This is a genomic window from Subtercola boreus (assembly GCF_003399635.1).
Lineage (GTDB): Bacteria > Actinomycetota > Actinomycetes > Actinomycetales > Microbacteriaceae > Subtercola > Subtercola boreus_B.
In genome coordinates, this window is sequence record NZ_NBXB01000026.1 from 1 (window position 1) to 13,988 (window position 13,988).

Here is a 13,988-nt window from a genome sequence, read left to right on the forward strand (position 1 = left end):
CGCCCGCCAACAAGGCGTCGAACCGCTGCCGGGCATCCAAAACCCACTCCATCACCGAAGCGATGTCAAAGGTCGAGGCTGGCTGGTTCATGCTCCAAGTCAAACACCAACCACTGACATTCCCTCAACAAATTAGCGACCCTGCAGGTCGAAATCCAAAACTCTCAGAAAGGAACCCGAGCCAAGAATCGAGGGGCGCAAGGCGCAGACTGCGAACGTCGTCAGGCGCCAGGATGGATCCATGGACTCCACCGCTCCTTCCCCCTCCGTTCTCGTCATCGGCTCAGGCATCTCCGGTCTCGCCTGCGCCCGCGCCCTGCACGACGGCGGCGCCACGGTCAGGGTCGTCGACCGCGGGCGAGTCGTCGGCGGACGCCTGGCAACGAAGCGTCTGGATGATCGCCCCGTCGACATCGGTGCCCGGTACTTCACCGTGCCGGAGGGCGCGGAGTTCTCCGATCTTGTGGCCGACTGGCTCGATCGAGGTCTCGTCCGCCCCTGGACCGACACATTCGAGAGCCTCACAGTGGGTGCACCGAGCGAACGTAAGTCCGGGCCCGCTCGCTACGCCGCGCCCAAAGGTCTTCGCTCGCTCGCAACCGACCTGGCCGAGAGCCTCCGCGCAGACGGAGTGCCCGTCGAGCAGAACAGCGAGATCGAAGACGTGCCGGGGAGCGGCGTCGTAGCGGGCATCCGATACGACACGATCGTGCTGGCGATGCCGGACCCGCAGGCAGCGCGGATGCTCGAACCAGCGTCTCCGGTCGCCGAAGAACTGTTCGGCGCCGAACAGTGGCAGCCGACGCTCAGCGTCGTTCTCGCCTGGCCCGAGCGCCGTTGGCCTGCCGACTTCCACGGAGCCTTCGTCAACGGCTCACTGGTGGTCGCATTCATCGCCGACGACGGCGACCGCCGCGGCGACGGCGCTCCCGTGCTGGTCGTGCACACTACCGCGGAGTTCGCGCGGGCGCACCTGGAGCATCCGGAGACCGGCATCGAGGCCGTCATCGACGAGGTGAACGGCTTGCTCGGCATCCGCGAACGACCCTCGTCGACGTACGCGCACCGCTGGACGTTCTCGAACCCCGCCGAGCAGCACTCCGAACCGTTCCTCCTCCGCGGTCACATCGCGGTCTGCGGCGACGCATGGGGCGCACACTCGGCCGTCTCGACGGCGTGGGCGTCGGGCGACGCCCTCGGCCGCGCCCTCACGGCCTGAGCCGACCCGGCCCGATCCGGCCCGACAGCGGGCACAAAGTTTCGACGACGGGCGGGAACTTCTCGGGAGAGTGCGTTGTTGACATCACTGAGAGCCGCAGCCAGCGGTTCCGGCGCAAGACGCAAGGAGCGACATCCATGACCACCGAGTACCGCAAAGACCCGAGCACTCTTTCCCAGCTCACGCCCGAGCAGTTCGCTGTGACCCAGCAGAACGCCACCGAGCGCGCGTTCTCGGGAGAGTTCTGGGACACCCACGATGACGGCATCTACGTCGACATCGTCTCGGGTGAGCCGCTGTTCGCCTCCACCGACAAGTACGACTCCCGTTCGGGCTGGCCGAGCTTCACCCGGCCGATCGACGCGGCCAACGTGGTGCGCCACGACGACAAGACCTACGGGATGGTTCGCACCGAAGTCCGTTCGGCTAACGGCGACAGCCACCTGGGCCACCTGTTCGACGATGGCCCCGTCGCAGAGGGTGGTCTTCGCTACTGCATCAATTCCGCGGCCCTGAAGTTCATCCCTCTGGACGAGCTCGAGGCCTCAGGTTACGGTGACTACCGCAGCCTGTTCGACACGAAGGAGGCCTGACATGGCAACGACTGAGACCGCAAACCTCGCCGGCGGATGTTTCTGGGGGGCGCAGCAGCTGATCCGCCGCCGTCCCGGAGTCATCTCGACGCGCGTGGGCTACTCGGGTGGAGACACTCCGAACGCGACCTACCGCAACCACGGCGACCACGCCGAGGCTGTCGAGATCGTCTTCGACCCGTCGATCATCTCGTACCGCGACCTTCTGGAGTTCTTCTTCCAGATCCACGACCCGTCGACGAAGAACCGCCAGGGCAACGACATGGGCCGCAGCTACCGTTCGGCCATCTACTACACGACGGACGAGCAGAAGCGTGTCGCCCTTGACACCATCGCCGACGTGGATGCTTCCGGTCTCTGGCCGGGCAAGGTCGTCACCGAGGTCGAGCCCGCCGGCGCGTTCTGGGAGGCCGAGGACGAGCACCAGGACTACCTCGAGAAGTACCCGGCCGGCTACACCTGCCACTACGTGCGCCCGGGATGGAAGCTCCCGCACCGCGAGGAGCAGCCCGCCTGACCGTGTGCTGACGATCTGCTGAGCATGGATGCCCGGGGGTATCGTTCACGTGGGTCGCTGTATATCGTTGAGTATCGTTAGCGTTTCCTACAGGAGGTCATCATGAGCGGTTCATTCCCCACAGGCGGGTTCGGCAGCGGTGGATTCGGCACAGGCGGATTCAACCTCAACAACCTCGGTCTCGGCAACCTCGGCAATCTCAATCTCGGCAGCATGGGCGCGAACGGCGAAGGCATCTGGCAGGCCGTCGACCAGCTGCGTGCACGCTTCGAGAAGGGTTCCGACCGGGGCGGCTTCGAGAAGCGCGAAGGCACCCGCGTCGGCAAGGGTGACGTGCGCGTCGCCGTGCTCGCCCTGCTCGCCGAGCAGCCGATGCACGGCTACCAGATCATCCGCGAGATCGAGGAGCGAAGCGGCGGCACCTGGAAGCCGAGCGCGGGCTCTGTCTACCCCACCCTGCAGCTGCTCGCCGACGAGGGCCTCATCAGCTCCGAGGAGTCGAACGGTCGCAAGACCTACTCGCTCACAGAGGCCGGCCACGTGAGCGTCGCGGCCAACCCGTCGAATCCGTGGAGCACTCAGGCTTCAGGAGACGACGCGAAGTACGACAATGCGAAGAGCGACCATGGCAAGTTCGGCGCCCTGCCGAAGGCCGGCCTCGAGCTCGCTCAGGCGGCCGCGCAGGTCGGTCGTTCCGGAACGCCCGAGCAGGTGAAGGAAGCGGTGACCGTGCTCGAAGAGGCGCGTCGCCGGATCTACTCGATCCTCGCCCAGGATTGACAGCGTTACCGCCTGAACGCACAGGCCTGAAAGAGGCGGTGCCGGTTGCGGGGGAGACCCGTGCCCGGTACCGCCGCATTCTGCGCTTCGCCGGCTGGAGTCTCGCCGTCACCTGGTGGTACGAGATCTTCCTGCCGAGGATCGGGTTGCGCCGCGTCGCCGATCGAACCCGTTCGAAACGGATGCAGCGCTTCGCGAGAAAGTTCCACGTTCTCGCCGTCGATCTCGGCGGGCTCATGATCAAGGTCGGCCAGTTCATGTCGTCGCGCCTCGACGTGCTCCCGCCCGAGATCACCAAGGAGCTCGAAGGGCTGCAGGACGAAGTGCCGCCCGTGCCGTACCCGGCGATCCGTCGGCTGGCCGAAGCAGAACTGGGCGTTTCACTCGCTCAGGTGTTCGAGGACGTCGACGAGCATCCGGTGGCCGCAGCATCCCTCGGCCAGGCCCACCGTGCCCGCCTCGCCCCGCTCGCGGCCGAAGACACCGGGCTCGACGCCGTCGTGTTGAAGGTGCAGCGGCCGGGCATCGACGAGATCATCGACGTCGACCTCGCCGCACTTCGCCGTGTCGGAGGGTGGCTCAGTCATGTGAGCCTCGTCTCCAACCGGGTCGACATGCCCGCACTCGTCGAGGAGTTCGCGGCGACCAGCCTCGAAGAGATCGACTACCTGCACGAAGCGCACAGTTCCGAGCGATTCGCCGCCGATTTCGCGGGCGACGACCGCGTGAGCGTGCCGGCGGTCGTCTGGGAGCGCACTACGCGGCGCGTGCTCACCCTTGAAGATGTGACGGCCATCAAGATCACGGATGACGTGGCCCTCCGCGCGGCGGGCATCGATCCGGCCGAGGTGGCCCCGGTCTTCGCGGCGGTCATGTTCGACCAGCTGTTCACGAACGGCTTCTTCCACGCCGATCCGCATCCCGGCAACATCTTCGTGACACCGTTCGTCGTTCCCGACGGTTCGGATGCCCGCCCGTGGAAGCTGACGTTCATTGACTTCGGCATGATGGGCCACGTTCCCGCGAACACCCGGAGCGGCCTCCGCAAGATGCTCATCGCCGCCGCCTCTCGCGACGGCAAAGGCCTCGTCGACGCCGTGCGCGATGTCGGCGTGCTGCTGCCATCGGCCGAGACCTCGGAGCTCGAAAAGGCGATGACGCAGCTCTTCGCCCGCTTCGGTGGCATGGGTTTCGCCGAACTGCGTGACGTCGACCCGCGCGAGTTCCGGGACTTCGGCAACCAGTTCAGCGAAGTGGTTCGCACGCTGCCGTTCCAGCTGCCCGAGAACTTCCTGCTGATCATCCGCGCCATGTCGCTCACCTCGGGCGTCTGCAGCGCCCTCGACCCGAGCTTCAACCTCTGGGACTCGGTGGAGCCGTATGCGCAGCAGCTCATCAGGGACGAACGCGGCAATGTGGTGTCGGATGTCGCCAAACAGGCCCTCGAGACCGCGGTCATCACCGCGCGGCTGCCGAAACGCCTCGACAACCTGACGACCCGTTTCGAGAACGGCACCCTGGCCGTGACCAGCCCAGCGATCGAACGCCGGATCACCCGTCTCGAGCGCACGGCCCGTCGGGTGCTGTCGGCCGTACTCTTCGGAGCACTGCTGATCGCGGGCGCGGTGCTGCATTCGAGCGACGCGGCCTTCGGCACAGTTCTGATGATCGTGTCGGTGCTCCCGCTCCTGCACGCGCTGCTCGCCGGCCTGTTCGGCCCTCGCCTCTGAGCAGGGCTAGCGTGGACGTCATGGATGCTGCCAGGCCGATCGCCCTCGTCACCGGAGCCACGAGCGGTATCGGCCGCGCCGTCGCCACCGAACTGGGTCGCACCCACCACGTTCTCGTCGGGGGTCGAGACCGGGGCCGGGTGGATGAACTCGTGGCGGCGCTCCCGTCGGCCGAGCCGTTCACAGCCGACCTCGTGACGGGACCGCTGCCGCCGCTCCCCGAGGCGCTCGACGTGCTCGTACATTCCGCGGGTGTCGAAGACGGCTCGACGGTCGAGCACACGTCCCGTGCCACCTGGGAGGCGGTGTTTGCCGCGAACGTCTTCGCCGTGGCCGACCTCACCCGCTTGGCCCTGCCGGCGCTCCGGGCGGGGGAGGGCCTGGTCGTCACGATCAACAGTGGTGCCGGTTTCGCCGCCGCGCCGGGAGGCGGAGTCTACGCCGCCTCGAAGTTCGCTCTCCGAGCGCTGACGGATGCGCTCCGCGAGGAGGAACGCCCGAACGGCGTGCGCGTCTCGAGCGTGCACCCGGGCCGCACCGACACCGACATGCAGCGCCGCAAGGTCGAGCGCGAGGGCGACGACTACGACACCGGCCTGTACCTCGCTCCCGAGTCGGTCGCCGCCGCCGTGCGCACGGTCGTCGACCTTCCCCCGGGCGGCACCATCGAGACGCTCTCGATCCGCCCCACCCGCCGCGTGTGACGCTGATTCACGGCCACTGCCGGGCGTGAACCGTGGGGAGGACGCTCCGAAAGATGTTGGGGTTGAGGTCTGCGATTTGCTCGGCCGGGGTCTTCTCCTCCCGGAAAGACCTCGACACCTTCCGTCGCAGGAGGCATCCGCCCGCCGCCAGAAGGAGGGACCCGTCATGGTCCCACGCCGCCCAAGGGTGCGCTCCAGCGCCAGGTGCGAAATGGTGGGATGCGGTAGCAGGTTCGTCTCTGCGCGGCTGCCGTCGTCCGCCAGTGAGGTGACTCTGAAGTCGACGGGGATGTTGCGGCCCCCGTCCAGTTCTGGAATGACCTGTCCGTAGTTGAGCACCAATGGTGGTTGCTGAGGAAGTGACCGCCTCCGCCCCAGGTTCCCGTGTCGGGCCACAGAGCCAGGTCCGTGAAGAAGAGCATACCTCATTTCTTCGGCTTGAGCGCGAGCAGCGCCGCCCTGATCTCGGCTTGCAGCACCTTGCCCACCTTCGAACGCGGCAGGTCCGCCCAGACCTCGAAGTGTTTCGGTGCCTTCACTCCGCCGAGATCGCCCCGCACGAAGACACGCAGGGCGTCGAGGTCGACGGCAGCCGCGGCATCCACCTGCACCACCGCGTTGACCGCCTCGCCCCACTTCTCGTCGGGCAGGCCGATCACCGCGCAGTCCCGGATGCCCGGGAACCTCATGATCGCCTGCTCGACCTCAGCGGAGTACACGTTGAGGTGCCCGCCAACCTCCTTCGCTTCTCGGTGACCTTCTCCGGGGCCATGGAGGAGGGATCGGCGGCGGGTCGCCTGGCGCTCCTCGACGCCGAGGGAGTGGAGCTGCCGGGCGTGCTGCTGGGCATGCCGCCCGAGCTCTGGGACAGGGAGCACCGCCGCCTGACGGTGCTGCTCGAGCCCGGCCGCATCAAGCGCGGCCTGCAGCCGAACGTGCAGGCCGGGCCGCCGCTCGGGGAGGGCGGGGCCGTGACGCTGGCGGTGGATGCGCGGCTCCGCGACTCGTCAGGGGCCGAGCTTCTGGCCGGCGTCCGCCGCACCTATCGCGTCGGCGCGCCGGTACGGTCGCGCGTCGACCCCGCGCTCTGGGAGGTGCGCTGGCCGACCGTCGCCGGCGATGCGCTCGTCGTGCGCTTCGGCAGGCCGCTCGACCGTACGCTCGTGCGACGGTGTCTGGTCGTGGTGGATGAGGGCGGGCATCCGGTGCCCGGGGACACGACCCTCGACGACGACGCCACCTCGTGGACGTTCACGCGGGCCCTCGGAGGCCCGGCTCCGGCGCTGTCGACCCGGCCCTGCGGCCCCTCGCCCTGCGGGTCGACACCCGCCTCGAAGACCTGGCGGGCAACTCCGTTCGCCGGGTCTTCGACCGCGACCTGAGCCTCGAGGTCGGCGACGACAGCGTCGCTCCCGGCACGCTCATCTTCCGCCCGGACGGGTCGGTGAGAACTTCTTCTTGTGAGTGTGTGACGATCGGCAGTACGGCGACACTTCTGTAGTGAGGTGAGGGGTGTGGGGGATGCTCGATCGAGACATGACGGACCGTGACGTTCTGGCGCGGCTCGCCAGGAGGGACGAGGCTGCAATGGGAATGGTCTTCGACCGGTACGCCGCATCAGTGACCCGGTATGCGTGGGCGCTGGCGGCGACCCCATCCGACGCCGAGGAGATCGTGCAGGACACGTTCGTGACGGTCTGGCAGAAGGCGGCCGTGATCGTGCTGCCGGAGGCTTCGCTCTTGCCCTGGCTGCTCGTGACAGCTCGCAACCACGCGTTGAACGCGCGGCGACGACACTTTCGGAACAGTGCGGATGAGCTCCCGGCTGAACTGGCCGCGGTCGACTCCCACGATGAGGCCCGGGACCGTCTGGCCTGGGTGAGGAACGAGATCGAACGGCTGCAGCCCCTCGACCGGCGGGTCTGCGAGCTGTGCCTGATCGAAGGCTGGTCGTATGCGGATGCCGCGGAGCACCTCGGCGTGAGCGTCGGCGCTGTGCGACAACGGGTGGCCCGCGCCCGGGCCCGACTGCGGAAGGCGGTGACCGAGAATGAGAAATGAGCCCCCCGCTGGTGACGACCTCGCCCGCATGATGGTCAGGATGAAGGAATCGGTGCTCCGCGAGACCCGCGCGAGCACGCCTCGGAGCAGGCGGCACCGCGCGCTCGTCGTCGTCGTCACCCTCATCGCGCTGCTCGGGATCGGTGCGGGCGGCGCCTTCGCGCTCGGTATCGTTCCGAGTCCGTTCCGTGCGGATCCGGTGCCGACGCTCGCGCCGAGCCCGACTGCGACACCGAGCGTTCCGGCTCCGACGGTCTCGCCGACATCCACCCCGCCGGCGCCGACGACGGCCGCGCCGGACTTCAGCGCGCCGACCCCGACGGTACCTCTCACCTGTGCGGAGCTGGGTGCGGCCGTCGACCTGGCGTCGCTCATGTCAGACCCCGTCGAGGGATCCCCGACCCTCTTCAGGCCGGAGGATGCCGCACTCCGGCAGGCCGGTGTGCTGAGCTGCCAGTGGAGCAGTGCCGAGTTCTCGATCGTCCAGCTCGACGTCGCGACCGATCCTTCCGCGGGCCTCACCGATGTGGCCGACGGCCTGCAGAACGGTGCGGCGTCGCTCGACGTCGGCGATGCCTCGATGGTCAGCTGCGAGCAGCTCTCGGCAGGATGCTCGGCCTCGATCGTCTCGGGATCGTACTGGGTGAACATCCACTACCAGGGTGCGAACGTCTACCCGGAGACCGGTCCCGCCTTGCTGCAGGGCGCCGGCCGGTCGCTGATCGATGCGCTGGCAGAGCAGCCGACCCCGCTGCAGTCGTGGACGATGCCGCCGACGACCTGGTCGCCCGTCACCGAGTGCAGTGCGCTCGAGACCTCGGTTCCGATGGCGACGATCCTGCAGTCACCGCTCGTCGTCGGCCCGGCTCCGCTCAACCCCGGCTCGGAGAACGGCATACAGCGGACACAACCCGATTCCTACGCCTGCCGATGGTCGGTACCCGACGGCGAGACACCGGCTGACGGCGAGGTCTCTGCTCTGACCGTGCAGGTGGCTCCCGGTGCCCGGTGGGCCTACCCCGCGACATCCGGAGCGGGTATCGAACCCATCGCGGTGGACGGCGCCCAGGACGCCGGGCTCGAATGCCAGAGCGCCGGAGGTGCTGCACAGTGCTGGCTGAACGTACTGACGGACGACTCGTGGTTGCAGCTCGGCTACGGAGACGGCTTCTCTCCCGGCCAGGGGCAGTTGCTGGTCGCCGCGGCCGAGGCCATCCTGGCGGCGCACGGGTGAGCTTCGTCCGTGCGGCGGGTCTCGATTTCAGGGCGGGCCAGGTTCTAGAGTGAGGCCATGACTGTTCGCGTCGACCTCAACCTCTCGCTCGACGGCATCGTGATGCCTTCGGATCCGACCCCCGAGAACCCGATGGGGGAGGACTGGGGGCGGATCGTCGAGCACTACGCAGCCACGAAGACGTTCCGGGAACGCGTGATGCACGAGACGACGGGGGAGGGGACCACGGGCGTCGACGACCGGTATGCTGCGGCATATTTCGAGGGCGTCGGCGCCGAGATCATGGGGGCCGGGATGTTCGGATTCCACTCGTTTCCCGACGATCCCGGGTGGCGGGGCTGGTGGGGGGAGGAGCCGCCGTTCCGCAGTCCGGTCCTCGTGCTGACGCACCGGGAACGAGCGCCGATCGACTTCGCCAACGGCACGCGATTCGAGTTCGTCTCCGCGACGCCCGAGGTGGCCCTGGCGCGGGCCGAGGGGCTGGCAGAGGGCGGGGACATCCGGGTCGGCGGGGGAGCGGGCATCGCCCGCGACTTCCTCGCCGCCGGACTGGTGGATCGGCTGCACGTCGCGATCTCCCCGGTCGTACTCGGCCGCGGACTTCGGCTCTGGGATGACCTGCGGCACTTCGACCGCGACTACACCCTCACATCAGAGGTCGCGGAGAGCGGCGTCATCCACGTCACGTTCACTCGCTGAGCGCGCTCACTTGTCGCCGATCCTGTCGTGGTCGTGGTGGTCGCCGTGCTCGTCGCCGTCGTTGCCGTCGAGGAGCATGCCGACCGAGGTCGCGCAGGCATCACCCTTCCAGGCTTCGATCCCTTCACGGATGGCGAAGACCACGATCACGAGAGCTGCGAGAGGGTCGGCCCACCACCAGCCGAACAGGGTGTTCAGCAGGAGTCCCACGAGCACGGCGGCGGAGAGGTAGGTGCAGATCAGGGTCTGTTTCGAGTCGGCGACAGCGGTGGTGGATCCGAGTTCCCGCCCTGTGCGCCGTTCGGCGAGGGAGAGGAATGGCATGACGACGACGCTGAGCGCGGTGAGCACGATGCCGACGGTGCTGTGCTGCACGTCGACGGCACGGGTGAGAGCGAGCACCGAGTTCACGCCCACATAGGCTGCGAGCAGGAAGAACGAGGCCGCGATGACGCGGAGCGTTCCCTTCTCCCAACGTTCCGGGTCCTTCCGCGTGAACTGCCAGGCCACCGCTGCGGCAGAGAGCACCTCGATCGTGGAGTCGAGTCCGAAAGCGATGAGCGCACCGGATGACGCTGCCGTGCCGGCCGCGATCGCGACGACGGCTTCGACCAGGTTGTAGCCGATGGTGATCGCGACAATCATCCGGATCCGCCGGTGGAGGAGCGCCTTCCGCGCGGGATGCAGTACCTCTGTGGCGGCGGACATCAGCTGGCCTCGCAGCAGCCGGGCACCGAGCATCCATCGTCGATGCAGGCGGCGGACGTGTCTACCGCGAGTACGACCCCGAGGAGGTCGTTGAGCGCCTTCGCGAGGTGCGCATCCGCGATCTCGTACCGGTTCTGGCGGCCCTCGGGCTCGGCGGTGACGATGCCGCAGTCACGCAGGCACGTGAGATGGTTCGAGACGTTCTGGCGGGTGAGGCCGAGCGTTTCGGCGATCCCGGCCGGGTAGGCGGGTTCGTCGAGCAGCAGCATGAGGATGCGGGACCGGGTCGGATCGGCCATGGCCCGGCCGAGCCTGTTCATGACGTCGAGCCGTGAGCTGAGGGTGAGCATGCACCCATTAATACAGTGTCGGCTGTATTAAGCAACTAGACTCACGTTTCAGGCTCTGCGACACTGCGATCAGTGGTGGAGGAGCGCGAGTATCTGCGCGAGCGCGGTGCGCTGCTCCCGTTCAAGGGGGGCGAAGAGATCTTCGAGCACGCCAGCGGCGATCCGGTGTCCTTCGTTGAGCGCCGTCCGCCCCGCAGGGGTGAGGGTGTGCTCGAGCCGGCGACCGTGCCCTGAAGCGCGGGAGATCAATCCGCGATCGAGTAGGCGATTCGCGAGCGTGCCGAATGCCTGATCGCTCTGGAATGTGGCGACTGCCAGATCGTGACCGGATGCGCCGGGCATCCGGTCGACGGCCCGCAGAGCGTCCCACTGCACCAGGCTCACGCCGATCTCGTGCAACGCAGCATCCATCGTGCGGTGGTTGCGGTATTGCGCGCTCTTGATCGCCTGCCCCAATATCTCCAGTTCCGTCATCATCGTGCTAGCTTATCAACACCAGTAAATAAACATACTTAGATAGTTGCCTGATGATTACCTTCCTCCCCGCTGATCTTCCCGTCGTGTACGCCGGAGACCCGAACATGCGCACCGCGCTGGTGCTTCATGGTGGGGGTGGTCCGCAGACTGTCGCATCGATCGTCGGCCACCTCGCCGAGACCATGCGCGTCATCGCGCCGACCCACCCGGGGTGGAACGGAACCCTCCGTCCTGACGGGATCGCCTCGGTCGCCGATCTCGCCTCTGCCTACCTCGAACGGCTTCTCGACAGCGGCGAGGGCGACGTCGTGGTGATCGGCTCCTCGATCGGCGGGTGGGTTGCGCTCGAGATGGCGATCCAGTCGGCAGCCGACGTGCGGTATGCCGGCCTGATCGGGGCGGTGATCGACATCGACGGAGTCGGTGCTGTCGTCGAGGGAGAGCCGATCGCGGACTTCTTCGCTCTCGACGCGCGCGGGCTGGCTGAGGCCGCATGGCACGATCCTGAGCGTGGGTACCTCGACCCTGCCGGCTTCTCCAGCGAGCAGCGCGCCATCCAGCAGTCCAATGGGCAGACCATGGCTGCCATCGCAGGCCGCGGGATGAGCGACCCCACTCTTCTCGGCAGGCTCGGCACGGTGACCGTCCCGACCCTGGTGGTCTTCGGTGCGAGCGACCGCATTGCCACCCCGGCCTATGGCCGCTCCGTGGCTGAGGCGATCCCCGGCGCACTGTTCGCTGAGGTTCCCGCAGCCGGGCACCTCCCGCACCTCGAAGCGCCGGAAGTGACCTGGCAGATCATCGACCAGTTCCTGCAACGCGTTCGCTGACAGAGTGTGGCAGAGCGAGAGCCTCTGAGCCCGGACGATTGTCGCGGGGTCAGTGGCTGTGTTCGTGGCTGTGGCTGTCGTGGCTGTGGCGGTGGTGACTGTCCGGGTAGTGCTCGTGGGTGTGCGTCAGTGCGGTGTGGGTGTGTTCGTGCCTGTGCCAGCCGGTCGGTCCGACATCCTGGCCCGGTGCATGGTCGTGCTGGTGGTGCTCGTCGTGGGTGTGCCAGTGGTCGTGCGTGATCGGTTCGTGGGTGTGCTCGTGTTCATGGCGCTCGGTGAGGTGCAGCCAGACGCCGACGGCCATGAGAAGACCGGCGACGACGACGGGCCATGTGAGGGGGTCGCCGAGCGAGATCGCGAGAACAGCTCCGAAGAACGGGGCGATGGAGTAGTAGGCGCCGGCCCGCGCGGTGCCGACGTGGCGCATCGCCACGATGAACAGCACGAGGCTGATGCCGTACGCGACGAGTCCGATGGCCATCGCGGCCGTGACGGTGAGGATGCCGGGGAGCTCGGCCCCGAGCGCGAAAGCGAGCACGAGGTTCACAGGACCTGCGACCGCGCCTTTGATGGCGGCGAGCCAGGTTGCGTCGTTGAGGGCGATCTTGCGGGTGAGGTTGTTGTCGAGGCCCCAGCTGAGGCAGGCTCCGAGAATGGCGAGGGATGGCCAGGGATTGCCGAAGTTCGCACCCGACGGGATGCTCAGGATGATCGCGCCAGCGACGATTGCAAGCATTCCGAGGGCGATGCGGCGATCGAAGTTCTCCTTGAAGACGAACCAGGCCAGGGCGGCGGTGAAGACGCCTTCGGCGTTCAGGAGAAGGGACGCTCCGGATGCGGGGACGTTCGACAGTCCGAGCATCAGGAGAACGGGGCCGGCGACACCGCCGAAGAAGATCGCCCCCGTTAGGGGCGGGATCTCGCCCCGGGCGAGGCGCACGCGCGGCGCCCGGCGGATGAGCCGATAGAGACCGAGGCCAAGACCCGATCCGCAGTAGAGGAGTCCGGCGAGCAGCCACGGGCTGACGTCGTCGTCAAGGAGGATCTTCGCCAGGGGAGTGCCAGCACCGAAGAGGATCGCCGAGAGGAGGGCCGCCCTGACGCCGGTGTTTCGAAGTGCCCGGAGCATCAGTCGGATGCCCGGGCATCGGTGACCTGGTGGTGACTCGGGGCGTTCGTCACAGCGTGTTCGGCCTGGAAGATCGCATCGGTCACCAGGCGGCCGGCGTGCTCGTTGGCAAGGCGGTAGAACACTCGCGTGCCCTCCTGCCGGGCCTTGACGACCCGGGCGAGCCGGAGCTTGGCGAGGTGCTGTGAGACGGCGGCGGGAGACTTGTCGAGGATGTCGGCAAGAGTGTTGACCGAGAGTTCGCCGTCTCGAAGGGCGAGGATGATGCGCACCCGCGTGGCGTCGGCGAGCATACTGAAGATCTCCACGGCGAGTTCGACGTAGGGGCTCTCGGGGTTCCGCCCACAAAGCTGGTTATCTGCATCCATACGCAGATTATGTCACGGAGTCGCGCCGCCATTCAGGTACTGGTGAAGCGCGTTATCCGTTTTTCACACTTAAGGCCGACTCGGTCGACAGAGTTTCGTTGCCGGGGTCTTGTTAGGCGAGACCGGTGATGGAGCGCAACGCTTGAAGTCCCTGGGGCGTACCTGGCCAGTGACGGTCGAGGGCGGCTGCTCCCGCGTGGCGGGTGGCAAATCGGAGCAGTAGGGCCACGATGATTGCGTCATCGGCGTAGCCGACTACCGGGATGAAGTCGGGAATCAGGTCGATTGGCAGGAGCAGATAGACCAGTAGTACGTCTAGCCAGATGCGCACTCCTCGGGGGACCGTTGGGTCTGTGGCCAGGCGGTGAAATCAGGGAAGACAACGCGGGAGGAGCAGTCGCCCGTCTCTTGGCGGTCGAACAGTAGTCGGGTCCGCACCCCTTGCATCAATCCGACGACGCTTTGAGTATTTGAGGCTTTGAGCCCCATTTGATCGTGTGGTTGGGCACCATCGATTGTGCGGGTCAGCACCAGTGGTGGCGTGGTTTCGGTACCACTGGTGCTGTCCCGCGGGTGTCAGGCCGTGGCG

General features: G+C 67.3%; 18 protein-coding genes. 11 read left to right on the forward strand and 7 right to left on the reverse strand.

Annotated features, from left to right (window positions below):
- Positions 1 to 241 precede the first annotated feature (241 nt).
- The 6 genes from B7R22_RS07775 (at position 242) to B7R22_RS07800 (ending at position 5,543) form a co-directional block, all read left to right on the forward strand.
- A complete protein-coding gene (locus tag B7R22_RS07775; RefSeq protein WP_116411211.1) occupies positions 242 to 1,219 on the forward strand; it encodes an NAD(P)/FAD-dependent oxidoreductase in 978 nt (325 codons plus the stop codon).
- Positions 1,220 to 1,356: 137 nt separating this feature from the next.
- A complete protein-coding gene (msrB, locus tag B7R22_RS07780) occupies positions 1,357 to 1,812 on the forward strand; it encodes a peptide-methionine (R)-S-oxide reductase MsrB (protein ID WP_116411212.1) in 456 nt (151 codons plus the stop codon).
- A 1-nt stretch (position 1,813) separates the two neighbouring features.
- Complete coding sequence (gene msrA, locus B7R22_RS07785) at positions 1,814 to 2,329, forward strand: peptide-methionine (S)-S-oxide reductase MsrA (protein ID WP_116411213.1); 516 nt, start codon at positions 1,814 to 1,816, stop codon at positions 2,327 to 2,329.
- Between the two features lie 102 nt (positions 2,330 to 2,431).
- Positions 2,432 to 3,109 carry a PadR family transcriptional regulator gene (locus B7R22_RS07790; RefSeq protein ID WP_116411214.1) on the forward strand — a complete coding sequence of 226 codons (678 nt, stop codon included), beginning with the start codon at positions 2,432 to 2,434 and terminating at the stop codon, positions 3,107 to 3,109.
- Complete coding sequence (locus B7R22_RS07795; RefSeq protein ID WP_116411215.1) at positions 3,106 to 4,839, forward strand: ABC1 kinase family protein; 1,734 nt, start codon at positions 3,106 to 3,108, stop codon at positions 4,837 to 4,839. Before B7R22_RS07790 ends, B7R22_RS07795 begins: the two co-directional genes overlap by 4 nt.
- Before the next feature lie 20 nt (positions 4,840 to 4,859).
- On the forward strand, positions 4,860 to 5,543 hold the full coding sequence (locus B7R22_RS07800) for an SDR family oxidoreductase (protein ID WP_116411216.1): 684 nt from the start codon (positions 4,860 to 4,862) through the stop codon (positions 5,541 to 5,543).
- Between the two features lie 425 nt (positions 5,544 to 5,968).
- Here B7R22_RS07800 and B7R22_RS07805 read toward each other — a convergent pair whose 3' ends face one another.
- Complete coding sequence (locus B7R22_RS07805) at positions 5,969 to 6,262, reverse strand: AMP-binding enzyme (protein WP_253258953.1); 294 nt, start codon at positions 6,260 to 6,262, stop codon at positions 5,969 to 5,971.
- Positions 6,263 to 6,268: 6 nt separating this feature from the next.
- Here B7R22_RS07805 and B7R22_RS07810 point away from each other — a divergent pair, with 6 nt between their 5' ends.
- From B7R22_RS07810 to B7R22_RS07825, 4 genes are all read left to right on the forward strand, one after another.
- Positions 6,269 to 6,925, forward strand: a complete 657-nt coding sequence (locus B7R22_RS07810) for a hypothetical protein (protein WP_116411217.1) — start codon at positions 6,269 to 6,271, stop codon at positions 6,923 to 6,925.
- Between the two features lie 139 nt (positions 6,926 to 7,064).
- Positions 7,065 to 7,604, forward strand: a complete 540-nt coding sequence (locus B7R22_RS07815) for an RNA polymerase sigma factor (RefSeq protein WP_116411218.1) — start codon at positions 7,065 to 7,067, stop codon at positions 7,602 to 7,604.
- Entirely contained in the window at positions 7,594 to 8,838 is a 1,245-nt protein-coding gene (locus B7R22_RS07820) for a hypothetical protein (RefSeq protein ID WP_147305336.1), read from the forward strand. Before B7R22_RS07815 ends, B7R22_RS07820 begins: the two co-directional genes overlap by 11 nt.
- Positions 8,839 to 8,895: 57 nt before the next feature.
- Positions 8,896 to 9,537, forward strand: a complete 642-nt coding sequence (locus B7R22_RS07825) for a dihydrofolate reductase family protein (RefSeq protein WP_116411220.1) — start codon at positions 8,896 to 8,898, stop codon at positions 9,535 to 9,537.
- Positions 9,538 to 9,543: 6 nt separating this feature from the next.
- Here the strand turns inward: B7R22_RS07825 and B7R22_RS07830 are convergent, their stop codons facing one another.
- From B7R22_RS07830 to B7R22_RS07840, 3 genes are all read right to left on the reverse strand, one after another.
- Entirely contained in the window at positions 9,544 to 10,245 is a 702-nt protein-coding gene (locus B7R22_RS07830; RefSeq protein WP_116411228.1) for a cation transporter, read from the reverse strand.
- Positions 10,245 to 10,595, reverse strand: coding sequence for a Cd(II)/Pb(II)-sensing metalloregulatory transcriptional regulator CmtR (cmtR, locus tag B7R22_RS07835; protein WP_116411221.1), 351 nt, complete (start codon positions 10,593 to 10,595; stop codon positions 10,245 to 10,247). The genes B7R22_RS07830 and cmtR overlap by 1 nt, the downstream gene beginning before the upstream one ends.
- A 69-nt stretch (positions 10,596 to 10,664) precedes the next feature.
- Entirely contained in the window at positions 10,665 to 11,072 is a 408-nt protein-coding gene (locus B7R22_RS07840) for a MarR family winged helix-turn-helix transcriptional regulator (RefSeq protein ID WP_116411222.1), read from the reverse strand.
- A 50-nt stretch (positions 11,073 to 11,122) separates the two neighbouring features.
- Here B7R22_RS07840 and B7R22_RS07845 point away from each other — a divergent pair, with 50 nt between their 5' ends.
- Positions 11,123 to 11,902, forward strand: a complete 780-nt coding sequence (locus B7R22_RS07845; protein ID WP_116411223.1) for an alpha/beta fold hydrolase — start codon at positions 11,123 to 11,125, stop codon at positions 11,900 to 11,902.
- A 49-nt stretch (positions 11,903 to 11,951) separates the two neighbouring features.
- Here the strand turns inward: B7R22_RS07845 and B7R22_RS07850 are convergent, their stop codons facing one another.
- The 3 genes from B7R22_RS07850 to B7R22_RS20450 form a co-directional block, all read right to left on the reverse strand.
- Positions 11,952 to 13,031, reverse strand: coding sequence for a DMT family transporter (locus tag B7R22_RS07850; protein WP_116411224.1), 1,080 nt, complete (start codon positions 13,029 to 13,031; stop codon positions 11,952 to 11,954).
- Positions 13,031 to 13,399: an ArsR/SmtB family transcription factor gene (locus B7R22_RS07855; protein WP_116411225.1), complete on the reverse strand. Its 369-nt coding sequence runs from the start codon at positions 13,397 to 13,399 to the stop codon at positions 13,031 to 13,033. Before B7R22_RS07855 ends, B7R22_RS07850 begins: the two co-directional genes overlap by 1 nt.
- A 112-nt stretch (positions 13,400 to 13,511) precedes the next feature.
- Complete coding sequence (locus tag B7R22_RS20450) at positions 13,512 to 13,730, reverse strand: YkvA family protein (protein ID WP_437184143.1); 219 nt, start codon at positions 13,728 to 13,730, stop codon at positions 13,512 to 13,514.
- Between the last annotated feature and the right edge of the window lie 258 nt (positions 13,731 to 13,988).